The sequence below is a fragment of the Streptomyces sparsogenes genome (assembly GCF_001704635.1).
Classification (GTDB): Bacteria; Actinomycetota; Actinomycetes; order Streptomycetales; family Streptomycetaceae; genus Streptomyces; species Streptomyces sparsogenes.
Genome location: NZ_MAXF01000063.1, coordinates 14,503 through 32,352, shown reverse-complemented (window position 1 = coordinate 32,352; position 17,850 = coordinate 14,503). Strand labels below are relative to the sequence as shown.

General features: G+C 72.7%; 18 protein-coding genes. 8 read left to right on the top strand and 10 right to left on the bottom strand.

The window, feature by feature from the left end; translation table 11 throughout:
- Positions 1 to 157: 157 nt before the first annotated feature.
- Positions 158 to 1,129 carry a pirin family protein gene (locus BBH68_RS13760; protein WP_065962192.1) on the bottom strand — a complete coding sequence of 324 codons (972 nt, stop codon included), beginning with the start codon at positions 1,127 to 1,129 and terminating at the stop codon, positions 158 to 160.
- Between the two features lie 112 nt (positions 1,130 to 1,241).
- Positions 1,242 to 1,739 (bottom strand): SseB family protein, encoded by a 498-nt coding sequence (locus BBH68_RS13755; protein WP_065962190.1) that lies wholly within the window; start codon positions 1,737 to 1,739, stop codon positions 1,242 to 1,244.
- A 158-nt stretch (positions 1,740 to 1,897) separates the two neighbouring features.
- On the opposite strand from BBH68_RS13755, the gene BBH68_RS13750 reads away from it, so the two are divergent.
- Positions 1,898 to 3,724 (top strand): acyl-CoA dehydrogenase, encoded by a 1,827-nt coding sequence (locus BBH68_RS13750; protein ID WP_065962188.1) that lies wholly within the window; start codon positions 1,898 to 1,900, stop codon positions 3,722 to 3,724.
- Between the two features lie 70 nt (positions 3,725 to 3,794).
- Here BBH68_RS13750 and BBH68_RS13745 read toward each other — a convergent pair whose 3' ends face one another.
- Together BBH68_RS13745 and BBH68_RS13740 are read right to left on the bottom strand one after the other, a co-directional pair.
- Positions 3,795 to 4,250 (bottom strand): hypothetical protein, encoded by a 456-nt coding sequence (locus BBH68_RS13745; protein ID WP_245738045.1) that lies wholly within the window; start codon positions 4,248 to 4,250, stop codon positions 3,795 to 3,797.
- 56 nt (positions 4,251 to 4,306) lie between these two features.
- Positions 4,307 to 5,161: a TNT domain-containing protein gene (locus BBH68_RS13740; RefSeq protein WP_245738044.1), complete on the bottom strand. Its 855-nt coding sequence runs from the start codon at positions 5,159 to 5,161 to the stop codon at positions 4,307 to 4,309.
- Positions 5,162 to 5,357: 196 nt separating this feature from the next.
- Here BBH68_RS13740 and BBH68_RS13735 point away from each other — a divergent pair, with 196 nt between their 5' ends.
- The 6 genes from BBH68_RS13735 to BBH68_RS13710 all read left to right on the top strand — a co-directional run bounded on the left by BBH68_RS13735 (position 5,358) and on the right by BBH68_RS13710 (position 12,767).
- Positions 5,358 to 6,650: a M18 family aminopeptidase gene (locus BBH68_RS13735; protein ID WP_065962186.1), complete on the top strand. Its 1,293-nt coding sequence runs from the start codon at positions 5,358 to 5,360 to the stop codon at positions 6,648 to 6,650.
- A gap of 1 nt (position 6,651) precedes the next feature.
- Entirely contained in the window at positions 6,652 to 8,691 is a 2,040-nt protein-coding gene (locus BBH68_RS13730) for an AfsR/SARP family transcriptional regulator (RefSeq protein WP_065962185.1), read from the top strand.
- 142 nt (positions 8,692 to 8,833) lie between these two features.
- Entirely contained in the window at positions 8,834 to 9,613 is a 780-nt protein-coding gene (locus BBH68_RS13725) for a DUF4232 domain-containing protein (RefSeq protein ID WP_065962183.1), read from the top strand.
- Positions 9,614 to 9,772: 159 nt separating this feature from the next.
- On the top strand, positions 9,773 to 10,204 hold the full coding sequence (locus tag BBH68_RS13720; RefSeq protein ID WP_141712992.1) for a hypothetical protein: 432 nt from the start codon (positions 9,773 to 9,775) through the stop codon (positions 10,202 to 10,204).
- Positions 10,205 to 10,335: 131 nt separating this feature from the next.
- Positions 10,336 to 11,505, top strand: coding sequence for a PLP-dependent cysteine synthase family protein (locus BBH68_RS13715; protein WP_065962179.1), 1,170 nt, complete (start codon positions 10,336 to 10,338; stop codon positions 11,503 to 11,505).
- Positions 11,502 to 12,767, top strand: a complete 1,266-nt coding sequence (locus BBH68_RS13710; protein WP_065962177.1) for an MFS transporter — start codon at positions 11,502 to 11,504, stop codon at positions 12,765 to 12,767. The genes BBH68_RS13715 and BBH68_RS13710 overlap by 4 nt, the downstream gene beginning before the upstream one ends.
- 197 nt (positions 12,768 to 12,964) lie before the next feature.
- On the opposite strand, the gene BBH68_RS13705 is transcribed toward BBH68_RS13710, so the two are convergent.
- The 5 genes from BBH68_RS13705 to BBH68_RS13685 all read right to left on the bottom strand — a co-directional run bounded on the left by BBH68_RS13705 (position 12,965) and on the right by BBH68_RS13685 (position 16,087).
- Entirely contained in the window at positions 12,965 to 13,159 is a 195-nt protein-coding gene (locus BBH68_RS13705; RefSeq protein WP_065962175.1) for a hypothetical protein, read from the bottom strand.
- Entirely contained in the window at positions 13,156 to 13,341 is a 186-nt protein-coding gene (locus tag BBH68_RS13700) for a hypothetical protein (protein ID WP_065962173.1), read from the bottom strand. The genes BBH68_RS13705 and BBH68_RS13700 overlap by 4 nt, the downstream gene beginning before the upstream one ends.
- Positions 13,338 to 13,769, bottom strand: a complete 432-nt coding sequence (locus BBH68_RS13695; RefSeq protein WP_079150970.1) for a hypothetical protein — start codon at positions 13,767 to 13,769, stop codon at positions 13,338 to 13,340. The genes BBH68_RS13700 and BBH68_RS13695 overlap by 4 nt, the downstream gene beginning before the upstream one ends.
- Positions 13,770 to 13,864: 95 nt before the next feature.
- Entirely contained in the window at positions 13,865 to 15,118 is a 1,254-nt protein-coding gene (locus BBH68_RS13690; RefSeq protein ID WP_065962169.1) for a helix-turn-helix domain-containing protein, read from the bottom strand.
- Positions 15,119 to 15,304: 186 nt separating this feature from the next.
- On the bottom strand, positions 15,305 to 16,087 hold the full coding sequence (locus tag BBH68_RS13685) for an MBL fold metallo-hydrolase (protein WP_065962167.1): 783 nt from the start codon (positions 16,085 to 16,087) through the stop codon (positions 15,305 to 15,307).
- Between the two features lie 31 nt (positions 16,088 to 16,118).
- Here BBH68_RS13685 and BBH68_RS13680 point away from each other — a divergent pair, with 31 nt between their 5' ends.
- Positions 16,119 to 16,574, top strand: a complete 456-nt coding sequence (locus tag BBH68_RS13680) for a GNAT family N-acetyltransferase (protein ID WP_065962195.1) — start codon at positions 16,119 to 16,121, stop codon at positions 16,572 to 16,574.
- Here BBH68_RS13680 and BBH68_RS13675 read toward each other — a convergent pair.
- Positions 16,555 to 17,793, bottom strand: coding sequence for an NAD(P)/FAD-dependent oxidoreductase (locus BBH68_RS13675; protein ID WP_065962165.1), 1,239 nt, complete (start codon positions 17,791 to 17,793; stop codon positions 16,555 to 16,557). The two genes, BBH68_RS13680 and BBH68_RS13675, sit on opposite strands and share 20 nt — an antisense overlap.
- Between the last annotated feature and the right edge of the window lie 57 nt (positions 17,794 to 17,850).

Genomic DNA, 17,850 nt, shown 5'->3' with positions numbered 1-17,850 from the left:
CGCCGCGCCGCAGTCGCCCTCGCCGCCCGCAAGCGCCGAGCCAGGCAACACTGAGAACCACTGAGACACCGCTGAAAGACGGGTGATCCGCCCGTAAGCGCCGACGAGCCCCGTCCACACCCGGACGGGGCTCGTTCGCATGTGCTTCCGGCGAGCCTTACAGCCCGCCCTCGGACATTCCGTGCACCGCCGGAATCGTCCCGAGGCGGCCCTTCTGGAAGTCCTCGAAGGCCTGCTGGAGCTCCGCCCGGGTGTTCATCACGAACGGCCCGTAGTGCGCCATCGGCTCCCGGATCGGCCGGCCGCCGAGGAGGACGACCTCCAGGTCCGGGGTGTTGGAGTCCTGCTTCTCGTCCGCGCGCACGGTCAGCGCGGACCCGGCCCCGAAGACGGCGGTCTGGCCCAGGCGGATCGGGCGCCGCTCGGCGCCGACCGAGCCGCGGCCCGCGAGCACGTACGCGAGGCCGTTGAAGTCCTCGCGCCACGGGAGGGTGATCTCCGCGCCCGGGGCGAGCGTGGCGTGGACCATCGTGATCGGGGTGTGGGTGATGCCGGGACCGGCGTGGCCGTCCAGCTCACCGGCGATGACGCGCAGCAGCGCGCCGCCGTCGGGGGAGGTCAGCAGCTGGACCTGGCCACCGCGGATGTCCTGGTAGCGCGGGGGCATCATCTTGTCCTTCGCCGGGAGGTTCACCCACAGCTGGAGGCCGTGGAAGAGGCCGCCGGACATGACGAGGTGCTCCGGCGGCGCCTCGATGTGGAGCAGGCCCGCGCCGGCCGTCATCCACTGGGTGTCGCCGTTGGTGATGGTGCCACCGCCGCCCTGGCTGTCGTGGTGGTCGAAGATGCCGTCGATGATGTAGGTGACGGTCTCGAAGCCGCGGTGCGGGTGCCAGGGGGTGCCCTTGGGCTCGCCCGGCGCGTAGTCCACCTCGCCCATCTGGTCCATCATGATGAACGGGTCCAGGTGCTTGTAGTCGATGCCGGCGAAGGCGCGCCGCACCGGGAAGCCCTCACCTTCGAAACCGCTGGGAGCGGTGGTGACGGCGAGCACACGGCGCTGCTGGGCGTCGGCGGGTGCCGCGACACGCGGCAGGGTCAGCGGGTTGTCTACGGTCACAGCTGGCATGACGGCCTCCTCGGTCGTTCAGGATTCAACTTAGTTGAAGGGTGAACGACCCGCAAGAGGGGCTTTATTTCCCGGTCCTCGCCGGGCACTCAGCGTGAGCCGCTAGGAGCGCTCAGCCATACATCCGCCGCATCGCGAAGTCGACCATCTGCTCCACCGCCTTGGCGTCGAAGACCATCCGGTGGTCGCCCTCCATGTCGAGGACGAAGCCGTAGCCGGTGGGCAGCAGGTCGATCACCTCGGCACCGGTGATCACGAAGTACTTCGACTCCTTGCCCGCGTAGCGGCGCAGCTCCTTGAGCGAGGTGAACATCGGGATCACCGGCTGCTGGGTGTTGTGCAGCGCGAGGAACCCGGGGTTGTCACCGCGCGGGCAGTACACCTTGGAGGTCGCGAAGATCTGCTGGAAGTCCTCCGCCGACATGGAGCCGGTCGTGAAGGCGCGCACCGCGTCCGCCAGGGAGGGCGGGGAGGGCTCGGGGTACAGCGGCTGCTCGCCGTACCCGGCCCCCGGCTGTGGGTGGTGGGACAGATGCGGCTGCTGTTGCGGCGGGGGCGGGGGAGCCGCGTAACCCTGCCCTGGCGTCGCGCTCTGGTCGTAGCCGTACATGCGCAGAAGCGTACTGAGTCGCCGAAGCATGGTGAGTCACAGTTGCCCGTTTGAGGGTTGCCCTTTATTACCCACGGGTAGCATCATGGCGATCGGCCGATCGATACGCGATGCCATTGAAGAGGTCCCGCCTCCCGAGCCTTACGGAGCCGTTCGCCATGGGGCACTACAAGTCGAATCTCCGCGACATCGAGTTCAACCTCTTCGAGGTGCTCGGGCGCGACAAGCTGTACGGCACGGGCCCGTTCGAGGAGATGGACGTCGAGACCGCCAAGAGCGTGCTCTCCGAGATCTCCCGGCTGTCCGAGAACGAGCTGGCCGAAAGCTACGCCGACTCCGACCGGAACCCGCCGGTCTTCGACCCGAAGACCCACACCGCGCCGCTGCCCGAGTCCTTCAAGAAGAGCTACCAGGCGTACATGGACGCCGAGTGGTGGCGCCTGGGCGTCCCCGAGGACCTCGGCGGCACCGCCTGCCCGCGCTCGCTGCTGTGGGCCTGCGCGGAGCAGATCCTCGGCTCCAACACCCCGATCTGGATGTACGCCTGCGGCCCCGCCTTCGCCGGGGTGCTCTACGACGAGGGCACCGAGGAGCAGCTGGCCATCGCCCGGCAGATCGTGGACCGGCAGTGGGGCGCCACCATGGTGCTCACCGAGCCGGACGCGGGCTCGGACGTGGGCGCCGGCCGCACCAAGGCGGTCCGGCAGGAGGACGGCTCCTGGCACATCGAGGGCGTGAAGCGGTTCATCACCTCCGGTGAGCACGACCTCTCGGAGAACATCATCCACTTCGTGCTGGCCCGCCCCGAGGGCGCGGGCCCCGGCACCAAGGGGCTGTCCCTCTTCATCGTCCCCAAGTACGACTTCGACTGGGAGACCGGCGAGCTGGGCGAGCGCAACGGCGTCTACGCCACCAACGTCGAGCACAAGATGGGCCTGAGGGTCTCCAACACCTGCGAGCTGACCTTCGGCGCCGACCGCCCGGCCAAGGGCTGGCTGCTCGGTGAGAAGCACGACGGCATACGCCAGATGTTCAAGATCATCGAGTTCGCGCGGATGATGGTCGGCACCAAGGCCATGGCCACCCTGTCCACCGGCTATCTGAACGCGCTGGAGTACGCCAAGGAGCGCTTCCAGGGCCCGGACCTGGCCGCCTTCACCGACAAGAGCGCCCCGCGCGTCACCATCACCCACCACCCGGACGTGCGCCGCTCCCTGATGGCCCAGAAGGCGTACGCGGAGGGCCTGCGCTCGCTCGTCCTCTACACCGCCTCCGTCCAGGACGAGATCCAGACCCTGGAGGCCGCCGGCGAGGACGCCTCCGCCGCCCACGCCCTCAACGACCTGCTGCTGCCCATCGTGAAGGGCTACGGCTCGGAGAAGGCGTACGAGCAGCTGGCGCAGTCCCTCCAGACCATCGGCGGCTCCGGCTACCTCCAGGAGTACCCGCTGGAGCAGTACATCCGGGACGCCAAGATCGACACCCTCTACGAGGGCACCACCGCCATCCAGGGCCAGGACTACTTCTTCCGGAAGATCGTCCGCGACCAGGGCAAGGCGCTGACCACCATCTCCGAGGAGATCAAGAAGTTCCTGGCCGAGGCCGGCGGCGGGGAGGAGCTCGCCGCCACCCGCGACGCGCTCGCCAAGGCCGCCGCGGACCTGGAGGGGCTGGTGGGCGCCATGCTCACCGACCTCGCCGCCACGGAGCAGGACGTCACCTCCATCTACAAGGTCGGCCTCAACGCCACCCGGCTGCTGCTCGCCTCCGGTGACGTCTTCATCGGCTACCTGCTGACCAAGGGCGCGGCGATCGCCGCCGACAAGCTGCCCGGCGCCTCCGCCAAGGACAAGTCCTTCTACGCGGGCAAGATCGCGGCCGCGAAGTTCTTCGCCCAGGAGGTGCTGCCGGGCGTCGCGGTCCAGCGCGCGGTGGCGGAGTCGGTCGACGGCTCCCTGATGGACCTGGACGAGGCGGCGTTCTGAGCGCGCCCGCCCGCCTCTGATCCCGCTGACCGAGCCGGGTGCCCCGTACGGGGTGCCCGGCCCGGTGCCTTCACCGCCCCGCGCCGGGCCCGTCCCCGCCGTTCCGCCGGCCGCCGCCGTCCGCGCCGGGCCCGCTTGCGCCGTCCTGCTTCCCGCCGGGCCCGCTCCCGCCGTCCTGCGCGCCCCGCTCCCGCAGGGCGCGCTCGAAGTCCCGCCAGGCGCTCCGCCGGATCTCCTCGCCGTGCGCGAGGACGTCCTCCACGCGCTCCCGGCCGCCGCCGGGGGGTGGCGGGAGCGCGGTCAGCTTCGCCCGCAGCTCGCGGCACGCCGCGTCCTCCGTGCCGAACCAGCTCGTGTCCCGGTCCCGCGAGCGCTCACGCAGCCCCACCTCCCACCCGCCCCTCGCGGGCCGCAGGAAGTAGTACGCGTCCGGCTGCACCGGGATGTCGTGCACCCCCGGGATGTCGTAGAGGGCGTCGGGGACCCGGTCGGCGCGCAGGGCCCGGACGAGTTCCCGCCTGTCCACCGCGCCGTCCCTTCTCCGCCCGGGCTGCGCCGCCTTTGACGGCCCGCCCCGGCCGGTCAGTTGAGGGACCGGAGCTTACCGGCGGCGACGAGTTGGGGGATCGAGGGAGTGGTGAGGTACTGCAGTCCCATCCCCGGCTGACCGAACCAGGGCCTGATGGGCCCCGCCTCCACCTGGAAGGGCTCCACGACCTCGTAGAGGTGGTAGCCGTACGGGTAGGCCGGGTCGAGGGTGTTGAGGCTGCTCGGCGGGAGGGCGCGCTCGGCGAAGGGCGTACCGGCCGGGGCGAGGAAGTGGCCGAAGCCGCTTCCGAAGAGGTCGACCTTCTGCCCGGGCTGGAGGGTGACGGTCACGTGCAGCGGCGTCCCGTTGATGAGGACCCAGCCGTCGGGGGAGGGGAACCACCAGCCGGAGGTGTCGTCGTCCCAGTAGCAGGCGAGGAACTCGGCGGACGACATGTGGTCAAGGCGCTCGTAGCCCTCGAGCATCCGGGCGATCGGCCCGGTGCGGGGGAGCTGCGCGGGGCCCAGCCGCCAGTCGTCCTGGTAGTACTTCTGCCACGGAGGCGGCGGAGGGGTGTTGGCCCCCACCCGGTCCGTGGTCGGGCACGGCACGGGCTCCCGGCCGTCCGGGCCGTTCGGACGGCCGGGGCCGTCAGGGTCCTTGAGGTCCTTGGGGTCCTTGGGGTCTTTGAGATCGTTGAGGTTGTCGAGGTCGTCCGGGTCCTTCAGGTCCTTGGGGTCCGGAGCGTCGACGGGGTTGGTGTCCGCCCGTACGGCGGTGGGAGCCGGGGTGCCCGGCATCGCCATGACCGGGGCGCCCGCGGAAAGCAGCAGCAGCGCCGCGAGGACGACGAGGAGGTGACGAAGAGCACGCATCCGGTATCCCTTCAGTGCGGTGTGCACAGTCATGAGGGATATGGGATGAATGACGTTCTCCCTATCGGCGTACGGCCGTCCTTCATCTGATCGGCTCAGCGCGATCCCACGGAAGGCCCAGTAGGCGCAGCGCCCGCGCCACCACGCGCGCACCCGACGCCCACATCTGCCCGCACATCTGCCCGGAACGGAGGCGGACCCGGGCGGTTCACGTATCTATGCTGTTCACATGAGCGCGCACGCCAGCTTCGACCGCGGCCATACCGACGACCTGATGTCCTTCCTCGCCGGCGCCCCATCGCCGTACCACGCGGTGGCGAGCGCCGCCGAGCGGTTGGAGAAGGCGGGATTCCGGCAGGTCGAGGAGACCGCCGCCTGGGACGGCGAGACGGGCGGCAAGTACGTCCTGCGGGGCGGCGCGATCATCGCCTGGTACGTGCCCGAGGGGGCGAGACCCTCGACTCCGTACCGGATTGTGGGGGCTCACACCGACTCTCCCAATCTGCGGGTCAAGCCGATTCCGGACACCGGGGCGCACGGCTGGCGGCAGATCGCCGTCGAGATCTACGGCGGCGCGCTGCTGAACACCTGGCTCGACCGCGACCTCGGCATCTCCGGGCGGCTCACCCTCCGGGACGGCACCCACCGCCTCGTGGCCGTCGACCGGCCGCTGCTGCGCGTCCCCCAGCTCGCCGTCCACCTCGACCGGTCCGTCAACACCGAGGGGCTCAAGCTCGACAAGCAGCGCCACATGACCCCGATCTGGGGCCTCGGCGGCGTCGAGGAGGGCGCCCTGATCCGCTTCGTCGCCGAGGAGGCCGGGGTCCCGGCCGGCGAGGTGACCGGCTGGGACCTGATGGCCCACAGCGTCGAGCCGCCCGCCTACCTCGGCCGGGACCGGGAGCTGGTCGCCGGGCCCCGGATGGACAACCTGCTGTCCGTCCACGCCGGCACCGCCGCGCTCGCCGCCGTCTCCGCCCGCCCCGACCTGCCGTACATCCCCGTACTCGCCGCCTTCGACCACGAGGAGAACGGCAGTCAGTCCGACACCGGCGCCGAGGGCCCGCTGCTCGGCAATGTGCTGGAGCGCTCGGTCTTCGCCCGCGGCGGCACGTACGAGGACAAGGCCCGGGCCCTCGCCGGGACGGTCTGCCTGTCCTCCGACACCGGCCACGCCGTCCACCCCAACTACGCGGAGCGCCACGAGCCCGGCCACCACCCGGTGCCCAACGGCGGCCCGATCCTCAAGGTCAACGTCAACCAGCGGTACGCCACCGACGGCGGCGGCCGGGCCGTCTTCGCCGCCGCCTGCGAGCGCGCGGGCGTGCCCTGGCAGACCTTCGTCTCCCACAACGCCATGCCGTGCGGCACCACGATCGGGCCGATCACCGCGGCCCGGCACGGCATCGCCACCGTCGACATCGGAGTCGCCATCCTGTCCATGCACTCGGCCCGCGAACTGTGCGGCGCCCAGGACCCCCAGCTGCTCGCCAAGGCCATGACCTCCTTCCTGGAGGGCTGAGTTGCACTTCTGTCTGCTCGGTACGGTCGCCGTCACCACCGGAACGGAAGAGCTCGCCCTGGGCCCGGTGAAACGCCGCAGCGTGCTCGCCATGCTGCTCCTGCGGCCCAACTCCGCCGTCCCCGTCGAGCAGCTGATCTCCTGCCTGTGGGAGGAGGAGCCGCCCGCCCACGCCCGCACCGTCATCCAGGGCCATGTCTCCCGGCTGCGCGCCACGCTCGCCGAGGCGGGCGCCGACGCCCACGGCGTCGAGCTGACCACCCACGGCTCCGCCTACCAGCTGCGCCTGCCCGAACGGCTCGTCGACGCCCAGCGCTTCTCCGAGCTGCTCTACCGGGCCCGCCCCGAGGTCGCCCCCGAGGAGGCCGTGGAGCTGCTGCGCCACGCCCTGGACCTGTGGCGCGGCCCGGCCCTCACCGGCACGGTGGCCAGCCCGCCGTTCGCCGCCGCGGCCCACGCCCTGGAGGAGCGGCGGCTGGCCGCCGTCGAGGCGCTGGCGCGCGCCCACGGGGTGCTCGGCCAGTACGAGAAGGCGGCCGACGTGCTCCACCCGGTGGCCGTGGCCAACCCGCTGCGCGAAGGGCTCATCGCGGCCCTGATGCTGGCGCTGTACCGCATCGGACGGCAGTCGGACGCGATCGCCTGGTACCACCGCACCCGGCAGCTCCTCGCCGACGACCTGGGGGTGGACCCCGGGGAGCGGCTGCGCGCCGCGTACGAGGAGATCCTGCGGGCCGCCCCGACGGCCGCGGCCCCGCGCGCCGCCGCCGAGCCCACCGCGGCGAACGCCTTCCCGGAGTTCACGGAGTTCCCGGACCGGGGCCGCCCCGGCGCCCCCGCCCAGGCTCATCCCCAGGCCGAGGCCCAGGGCCAGGCTCATCCGCAGGCCCCGGCTCATCCGCAGGCCCACGGCGAGGCCCAGGGCCGGCCCACCGCCGTCCCTCCGCAGGCGGCCCCCCACCAGGCGGCCCCGCAGACAGCCGCGCCCGCCCCCGGGCCGCAGCTCCTCCCCCGGCCCCCGGCCGGCTTCCTCGGCCGCGACCGGGAGCTGGCCGTGCTTACCCGGCTCGCCCTGCCCGCCGCGGAACCCGGCGGCCCCGCCCCCGTCGGCCTCCCCCCGGAAGGCGGCATCACGCTCGTCACCGGCCCCGCCGGGGTCGGCAAGACGGGTCTGGCCGTGTACTGGGGCCACGCCCACGCGGAGGCCTTCCCCGACGGGCGGCTCTTCGTGGATCTGCGCGGCTTCAGCGGCGGCGAGGAGGCGGCCCCCGCCGAGGTGCTGCGCGAATTCCTGCTCGCCTTAGGGACACCCGCGGACCGCATCCCGTCCTCCCCGGAGGCGGCCGGCGCCCTGTACCGGTCGCTCGTGGCGGACCGCCGGCTGCTGGTGGTGCTCGACAACGCCCGCAGCTCGGCACAGGTGCGTCCGCTCCTGCCCGGCGGCCCCCGGTCCGCCACCCTGGTCACCAGCCGCAGCCGGCTCGACGGGCTCATCGCCACCGACGCCGCCCGCCCCGTAAGGCTGCACGCGCTCGGCCCCGAGGACGGGGTGGCCCTGCTCGGCGCCCTCCTCGGCCCCGACCGGGTCGCCGAGGACCCGGAGGCCGCCCACGAGCTGGTGGCCCTGTGCGACGGGCTGCCGCTCGCGCTGCGCGCCGCCTCCGCACAGCTGCTGGCCCGGCCGCGCTGGCGACTGGCCCGCCTGGCCACGGCGCTCCGCGACGAGCGGCGGCGGCTCACGCTGCTGTCGGCGGAGGACGCCGGGGTCGCGGCCGCGCTGCGGAACTCGGTGACCAGGCTGTCCGCCGACGACGCCCGGCTGCTGCGCACCCTGGGCACCGGCTTCGCCCGGGAGGTCAACACGGCGGAGGCCGCCGCGCTGGCCGGGGCGGATCCCGAGCTCATCCAGGACGGCCTGGAGCGGCTGGCGGAGGTGCATCTGCTGGACGAGGAGGCCACCAACCGCTATGTGATGAGCGACCTGGTGAAGCTCTTCGCCCAGGACAGCGGGGACGGGAAAGACCGTCAGGAGGGGCGGTGACGACGGGGCGTTAGCCGGGCGTTAGCGGCGGGCGGCCGGGCACCAGCCGCACGGCAGTGGAACACCAGCGGGTGAGGACAGGCTGGAGCCGTACCGGAAAACGCACCGGAAACGGCCACGTCTCCCCGGGGGGGAACCCACCATGTCGATCACCACCGTCACCGCCCGCCGCGCCCGCACCCTGCGCCTCGCCGCCGCAGGCCTGACCGCCGTCGCCGCCCTCACCCTCACCGCGTGCAACAGCGGCGAGGGCACCGGCACCAAGAGCGAGGGCAAGGCGGACACCGCCAACTCGGCCCCGGCCGACGAGGCGTCCGGTTCCCAGGGCGGCAGCGAGGCCGGGTCCCCGCAGGGCGGCTCCGACAAGGGCGGCAGCGGGAACGGCGGTACGGAGAAGGGCGGTACGGAGAAGGGCGGCGGCGAGAAGAGCGGTGCCGCCAACTCCAGCGGCTCGGCGGGCTCCAGCCACTCGAACGGCTCCGGCGGCTCCAGCGGCTCCGACAACTCCGAGCAGGAGATCGGCCCCTGCGACATCAACAAGCTGTCGATCGGCGTCAAGACGGTCAAGCGCCCCCTCAACTACGCCGTGCTCGAGGTCAACAGCCACGCCGGCGTGGACTGCAATGTCGTCGGCTACCCCATCCTGAACTTCAACGACGCCCAGGCCCCCATCCCGGTGAACGAGGCCACCAAGCCCCAGGCCGTCGTCACCCTCGCCCCCGGTGAGACCGCGTACGCGGGCATCCGCCTCTCCGCCGCCGACGGCTCCGGCAAGCACGGCTACAAGGCCACCTCCCTGAAGGTCTACCTCCAGGACTCCGACGACTCCAAGTCGGTGGAACTGCCCGGCGGCTCCCTCTACCTCGACAGCACCGCCCAGGTCACGTACTGGCAGAGCGACCTGTCCAACGCCCTCGACTGACGACCGTCGCCCCGAGGGTCCTCCCTGACCCGGGGAGCCGCCTCCCCCCGGCTTCCCGCACCGACCGCCCCCGCCGATCCCCCCGGCGGGGGCCGTCGGCTTTCCGAAGCCGACCACCTAACAAGAACTTTACGTAGTCACTCCGTTACTTTGTGCTCCGTGGCGATCAGTGCGGGGCCGACGACACGGCGAGCCGGGGCGCGAGGCCCGTGGCTCGCTCTGGTGCTGGTCGCGCTGATCCACGTCATGGGCTGCGCCCATGGTCCTCTGGGCGGCGGTTCCTGGCGGACCGACACCTTCACGGCCACGGAGACCACCGCCCGGCCGCCGGCGGCGCGTGCCGCGACCGGCCAGGTCATGGAGCGGTCAGGCGCGTGCGACGGCCGTCACCACGGACCCCGCAGTTGCGTGGGCGTCGACGAGCCGGTGCTGGGACAGCCCGGCTGCGTCAGGGAGCCGCTCCCCCCGCCCGCGCTGCCGGCCGCCGACGCGGCCGTACGAGCCGTCATGCCCGTCCGGGGACCGCCGGAGCCGGAGGCGGTACGGCCTTGCGGCGCGCGACGGGCGGTGTTGCAGGTCTGGCGGAACTGACCCGGCCGGCCCCGCCGCGTCCGTACGCTCCGCGTGCCGGTGCGGCGGGACGAGCCGTGTTCCGTCACCTCGACCCCGTACACCGCCGTTCCGGCCGCCGGCCGTGCGACGGCGGTGGGAGAGCCGCCACCATGAACCCCCTCGCGTCATCCGTCCTGTCATCCGTCCGGGCCCCCGACCCCGCCTCCCCCGCCCAGCTGCCGGCCGCCCCGGCGCGGTCGGCCGCCACCCCGGCCGCCCTGGTCGGCGACACGCCCGTGCTGTGGGTGGGCGAGCCGTTCACCCCCGCCGGGCGCGGCTTCTGGGCCAAGCTCGAAGGCCACAACCCCGGCGGCATCAAGGACCGCACCGCCCTCTACATGGTCGCCGCCGCCCGCGAGCGCGGGGCGCTGCCGCCCGGCGCCCGGATCGTGGAGTCCACCTCCGGCACCCTCGGCCTGGGCCTGGCCCTGGCCGGCATCACCTTCGGCCACCCCGTCTCGGTGGTGACCGACCCGGGGATGGAGGCCCAGGTCGCGGGCCTGCTGCGCGCCTACGGCGCCGAGATCCACACCGTCACCACCCCGCACCCGGACGGGGGCTGGCAGCGGGCCCGCCGCGAGAAGGTCGCCGAGCTGCTGGCCGCGCACCCCGACGCCTGGTGTCCGGACCAGTACCACAACCCCGACGGCGTGGCCGCCTACCGGCCGCTCGCGCACGAGCTGGCCGCCCAGCTCGGCCGGATCGACACCCTGGTCGTCTCGGTCGGCACCGGCGGCCACTCCGCCGGCATCGGCCGCGTCCTGCGCGTCTTCTTCCCCGCCCTGCGAGTGGTCGGCGTGGACACCTGCGCCTCCACCATCTTCGGGCAGCCCGCCGGCCCCCGGCTGATGCGCGGCCTGGGCTCGTCGATCCACCCCCGGAACGTCGCATACGACCTGTTCGACGAGGTGCACTGGGTCGCCGCCCCCGAGTCCGTATGGGCCGCCCGCGCCCTGGCCCGCACCCACTACGCCACCGGCGGGTGGAGCGTGGGCGCGGTCGCGCTGGTCGCCCGGTGGCTCGCGCGCACCAGCCCGGCCGAGGACCGCATCGCCGCCGTCTTCCCCGACGGCCCCCACCGCTACGTCTCCACCGTCTTCGACGACGACTACTGCCGCGCCCACCGGCTGCTGGGCCACGAGCCGCCCGAAGCCCCCGACGAGATCGCCCGCCCCGACCAGGCGGTGGTCACCCGCTGGACCCGCTGCCGCACCGTCACCACCCCCCGCGCCGCCGCCACCGGCGCGGGCCGTCCCGACCTGGCGGGAGCGGCCCGATGAGAAACCTCCTCGCGCGCACCCGTTCGTTCAGCCCGGCCGCCCAACTGCTGATGGTGAACCAGCTCGCCATCAACCTGGCCTTCTACATGCTCATGCCCTACCTCGCCGCCCACCTCGCGGGCGACCTGGGCCTGGCGGCGTGGACCGTCGGCCTGGTCCTCGGCGTACGCAACCTCTCCCAGCAGGGCATGTTCCTCATCGGCGGCACCATCGCCGACCGCTACGGCTACAAGGCCCCCATCCTGGCGGGCTGCCTGCTGCGCACCGGCGGATTCGCCCTCCTGGGCTGGGCCGACACCCTCCCCGCGCTGATCGCCGCCTCCGCCGCGACCGGCTTCGCCGGCGCCTTGTTCAACCCCGCCGTCCGCGCCTACCTCGCCGCCGAGGCCGGCGGGCGACGAGTGGACGCGTTCGCCACCTTCAACGTCTACTACCAGGCCGGCATGCTGCTCGGCCCGGTGGTCGGCCTGGCGCTGCTCGCCGCCGACTTCCGCGCCGTGTGCACGACAGCCGCCCTGATCTTCGCCGCCCTGAGCGCGCTCCAGTCCCGCGCCCTCCCCACCCGCCAGGCCCCCACGCCCCACCCGACGGCGACTCGAACCGATGTCGCCCCATCCATCTGGTCCCAATGGCGACAGGTCGCCTCCAACCGCCCGTTCCTGCTGTTCTCCGCGGCCATGACCGGCTCCTACGTGCTGACCTTCCAGGTCTACCTCCTCCTCCCCCTGGCCGCCGACGCCGCCCTCGGCGCCCACGGCACCAAGGCGACGAGCGGCCTGTTCGTCGTCTCCGCCGCGGTGGCGGTAGCCGGCCAACTACGGCTGACCGACTGGGCCAAGCGCCGCCTCACCCCTCATCAGGCCCTGGTGACCGGCCTGTCCGCCATGGGCGCGGCCTTCATCCCCCTGACCCTCGCCCCCGCCCACTCCCCGACCGCCCAACTCGCCGCCCTCGCCGCCTCCGTCGCGGCCCTCGCCGCGGCCGGGGCGGTCGTCTACCCCTTCGAGATGGACGCCGTCGTCGCCCTCTCCGGCAACAGCCTCCTCGCCACCCACTACGGCCTCTACAACACCGTCTCCGGCCTCGGCATCACCCTCGGCAACCTCGCCCTCGGTGCCCTCTGGGACGCCACCCACCCCACCGCTCCCTGGCTGGTATGGACCACGCTCGCGCTCACCGGAGCCGCCTGCGCCACAGCAGTCACCGCCCTGTCCCGCACCGGCCGCCTCCCCACCCCCACCCCCCAGCCCGCCACCGCCTGACCTCCACACCCGCCTGCCCCGCTACGGCTGGTGAGGTCCCCCGCAGCTACCACCCGCCGACGACGTCCCCGCCCCAGCCGAGCCGGTCTTCGAGGGGGCTTTACGCTGCGCGGGCCTGGATGTGCGGTGAGTTTGGGACAGCGACACGCCGAAGCGACGGCGTGTCGCTGTCCCATACTCACCGCAACGTCACGGCCTCAGATGCGGTGACAGGCGCAGTCGCAGCGGATGGTGAAGAGAAGCGCGCCACGGGTCGCGGGCGGTACGGGCTCGGCCCGGACCTCGCCCGGCCCCTTGCAATAGGCGTGGATCTCGTCGGGTGTGGTGTCGGGCTCGGCGGTGTACAGCGCGCAGTACGGAGACAGGCGCCGGGCTCCGGCCGGGGTGGTCATGTCGGGTGCCTGTCGCGCTGGAGGGTGACCAGCACTTCGTAGAGGTCGGCGTCGGGGTGAGGGCGTCGGCGGTTGCAGTCCGGGCACAGATGGCGCAGGCACCCGGGCCCGGACGCCGAGGCGCGCAGGACGGTGACCGGGTCGCGGGTGGGCTTGTCGCAGCGGTAGCAGTACTCGGTCACCGGGCCGCCCCCTCGCGGGGGCCGAGTGCCTCGCGGGTCGCGGTGCGCAGTGCGGCGAGCAGGGCCGCCGGGTCGGTGAGGCAGCGGTCCCGGGGCGGTACGCGCCAGCGCACCCCGGGCCCCCTCCGGCAGTCGACGGACGGCACCTCGATGTACGCGGTCGCTCCCCAGACCTGGACGTGGGGCAGCCGGGTCATGTCCCATTCGATGGCCGAGCCAGGCGTGATCAACCAGTACAGAACCTTGTCGAACGGGTTCTCGATGACCGCGCCCGTCACGCCGCCCAGCAGCTCGAGGGTGCGTTCGCCGATGCCGATGGAGAGGGGAACGCGCACGGCGTCCCACGACCGGCCGGCGGCCTGCAGTTGCGTGCCACGGCCGCTTGGCGGCATCCACGGCAGGACGGTGTAACTGTTCGTCGTCTCCACAAGAGCCCCCGACGTCATCGGTGATCAGGTGATCACCGACCGTAAGAGCGTCAAGAGCAGAGAGGGGGCAGAGAATCTGCCCCTCGAACGCGGGTTCAGGCGGCCAATACCCCGATCCTCACGGCCAGGTCGGCCGCGCGACGGCGACGCTCCGGTGACTTCGCCTCCGTCTCCTCCAAGACGATTCGGCGCGCGTAGCCGTTGTAACGAATGGTCTCCGGCGCGGCCTCGTACGCCTTCACCAACGTCGCCAGCGCGGTCTCCGGCTGCCCGTCGAGTTGGTAGCCCCGGGCCTCCTCGATCCGGTGCCGGGCCAGCCGGGGCCGTGACGGAATCGCCTCGGCGTCGGCCTTCGCGACCTGCCGTACGGACTCCCGGCCCGCGTGCAGCTCGACGGCGATCGTGACCGCGTGCGCGCCCATGATGGCCCGGGAGAACGACGTCACGGGGTGGTAGTAGTCGGCGGGGAGCCGCTTGGCCATCTTCCTCGCGGTTTCCCAGTAGCTCCACGCGGTGCCGGTGTCGCCCCGGCGCGCGGCGGTGTAACCGGCCTCGAACTGCAAGGCCCCTGCGATGGCGCGCACCTCGTCCGGCGCTTCCGGCAGGAGGGGCTCGAGGTAGCGCAGAGTCTCCAAGGTGACCGCGTCGGCCGCGTCGAAGTGGGTGGGGCCGCTGTCGCGGTGGGCCTGGGCGGTGAGCCAGGCGGCCACGCCGATGGCGTGCGGGTCCTCGCTCTCCTGGGCGGCGACCAGGCCGCGCTCGGCCACGCGCCACAGAAGGGCGGTGTCCGGCTGGTAGGCGATGAAGAATTGGCTGAGGGAGTAGACCTCGGACAGCACCGCCTGAGCCGCTCGCCGTTCCGGCGCGCGGTCGGCCTGGCGTACGGCGAGTTGCGCGTCCCGGATGAGACTCGGCAGAAGGCCGCCGATCACATCGCGGTGTTTGGGGGCGGAGTGGCGGGCCGACCAAGCGCTTTCGAGGCGTGTCCTCAGGTGCGCGGCCGAGGGCGCTTCGCGATCGGCGGCGACGGTGGGGAACGTGTCGATCGCGGATCGCACTGCGGGCAGCTTGGCGTGGCCTGGGCCGATGAAGAGATCGACGGGCATGGACTGGTCGCCGGTGAGCTCCGCGAGATTGCGGACGCGCAGGACCTCGGCGATGCGCAGAATCATCGGAAGCCCGGGAGTGTGGAGAGCACCGTTCTCGACCTGCTTCACCCAGCTCGGGGACTTGTCGAGCAGACCGGCGAGGACGGTACGGCTCATACCCCGGCGCGTGCGGAGGACTTGCATCCGCTGGCCGAAGACCAGCGGATGGTCCAGCGGGTTCGAGGTAGCGTCAGATCCCATGGCCGTGCCCCTCTCTGCCAGATCGTCCCTGCCAGGGTATGGGGCGGGGCCCTTCTCGTGTGCCGCCGTTCACTCCGACGAATGGCGCACCTCGCCTTTGATGCGCAACCGATGGGTGTTTGCCACAGCTGGACGACCCCAAGCTGAAGGTGGCCGTACCCGCGGCCTACGACTACTTCGTGGAGGTCATCGCCCTGCTGGGCTGAGGGGGATCTCGAAGGCGGCACCGGGCGCGGCGTAGTCGACGGGGCCGGCGAAGCGGGCCGAGGCACGGGCCACCGCTTGGGGCGGGGTGAGGGAGCGGCCGACGTGGGTGACGATCAGCCGGGCGGCCCGGGCCGCGGTGGCCGTGTCGCCGGTGTCCTCGGGGGTGTGGTGCACCTGCTCGTCCTCCGCCGGGGCGCGGTCGCTCTCGGCCTCGCACAGCAGCACGTCACACCCCTCGGCCAGCCGCGTGAGGCTCGCGCAGGGGGCGGTGTCGCCGGAGTAGACCAGCGACCGGCCGTCGGCCTCGACGCGTACGGCGAAGGCCGGGATGCCGTGCGCCACCGCCGCGCTGGTCAAGGTGAGGGCGCCGACGCGCGCCTGGTGTCCGTCGTGCAGCTCGTGGATGGCGAAGGCCGACTCGACCGGGCTGCGGCGCGGGCCGTTGGTCAGGTAGTGGGCCAGCCGCTCGGCGATGCCCGGCGGCCCGTAGAGGGGGATGGGGGCGGCGAGCCGGAGGTCCGCGTAGAGCGCCGCGTAGTAGGCGGTCAGCAGGTCCGCGCTATGGTCGGCGTGCAGGTGGGAGATCCAGATCGCGTCCACCTCGTCGAGCCGGGCGTACCGCTGCAGTCGCGCCAGCGTGCCACTGCCCGCGTCCGCCCAGAGGCGGGTGTCGCCGCTGGAGATCAGATAGCCGGAGCAGGGGTTGTCCACGCTCGCGTAGGGCGTCGCGGATCCCAGGACGGTGAGACGGAGACCGGTCATCCGGGGAGTCTAGAGAGTAGGGCGAGTGGGCATGAAGATCGAGACAGACGACCTCTCCGGACCCGGGATAGCCGAGTTCCTCGACGAGCACGTGCAGCAGATGCGGTCCCTCTCACCTCCGGAGAGCAAGCACGCGCTCGACCTCGACGCCCTCCGCGAGCCCGGCATCACCTTCTGGGTGGTGCGGGACGGTGACGTGCTGGTGGGCTGCGGTGCGCTCAAGAAGCTGGACGCGGGCCACGCCGAGCTGAAGTCGATGCGCACCAAGGCGGCGCGCAAGCGGAGCGGGGTCGCGTCCCTGCTGCTCGAGCACATCATCACCGAGGCCGAGCGCATGGGTTTCACGAGGCTGAGTCTGGAGACCGGGTCGGCCGAGTTCTTCCTGCCGGCCAGGAAGCTGTACGAGAAGTTCGGGTTCGTCCCCTGCGAACCGTTCGCGGACTACCGGCCCGACCCGAACAGTACGTTCATGACGCGGAAGCTGTGACCGCTTCCGATCCGCGGCCGCTCGCGAGGTGCCGGCGGCGGCTCGGCACCATCGAGGTCGGGTGGGAGATGCCCCAGGCCGTGGCCGCGCAGATGAACTCCTTGACGCGGGCGGCGGTCCGGCCCGTGAGGACGGTGGAGGTGGGTCGGTCGTCGGAGGTCACGCGCTGAACGATGGCGTCGCGGCGGCCGAGGCTGACGCACTGGGCGGCGTAGCCGATCGTGGTCCGGGGTACCTTGCGGCCGGTCAGGCGCGCGGCGAGGGCGTCGGCGGCCAGCCACGCCATCGGGTTCGCCGTGGCGCAGCCCATCCGCAGGGGCTTGTCACCCGCCCCTTGGGCGAACGCGGCGTCGCCGACGGCGTACACATCGGGGTGGGAGACCGAGCGCATGGTGTCGTCGACGACGATCCGCCCGGTGTCGGACACCTCCAGCGTGGTGGCGGCCGCGAGCGGGTGGGCGGTGAAGCCCGCGGTCCACACGGTCACCTGGGCCGGGATCTCCCCGGCCGCGCCGACGACCACGCCGTCCGCTCCGACGCGCGTGATGTCGGCCCGCTCGTGGACCGTGATGCCGAGCCGGTCGAAGGCGCCGCGCAGATGGCGCCGGGCCTTGTCGCTGAGCCAGTCGCCGACGCCGCCGCGCGCGGCGATGGCGACCCGCAGGTCCGGGTGGGCCTCGGCGATCTCGGCGGCCGCCTCGATGGCGGTCAGGCCGCCGCCGACGACCAGCACGGTCCCGCCCGGCGCCACCTCGGCCAGGCGCGCCCGCAGCCGCAGCGCGGACTGCTTCCCGGCGACGTCGTAGGCGTGCTCGGCGACACCGGGGACGCCGTTGTCGGCGACGGTGCTTCCGAGGGCGTACACCAGCGTGTCGTAGGCGAGGCTGTCGTGGGCGAGCGGGTCGTGGGCAGGGGTGTCGTGGGCGGGGGTGTCCGCGCCCTGCTCATCGACGAGTTCGACGGTCTTGCGGTCCACGTCCACCGCCGTGACCCGCGCCGCCCGCACCCGCACGCCGGTGCCCGCGAAGACCTCGCGCAGCGGGCGGCGCGGCAGGTCCTGCCCGCTCGCGAGCTGGTGCAGGCGCACCCGTTCGACGAAGTCGGGGTCCGCGTTGACGAGGGTGATCTCGACGTCGTCGCGGTGCAGCCGCTTGGCGAGACGACCGGCGGTGACGGCTCCGGCGTACCCGGCTCCGAGGACGACAATGCGGTGCTTCATGGTTCGCTCCTCTCCGATTCACCTCCTGAACCGGACAGCCGCGCGAACCCTGACAGT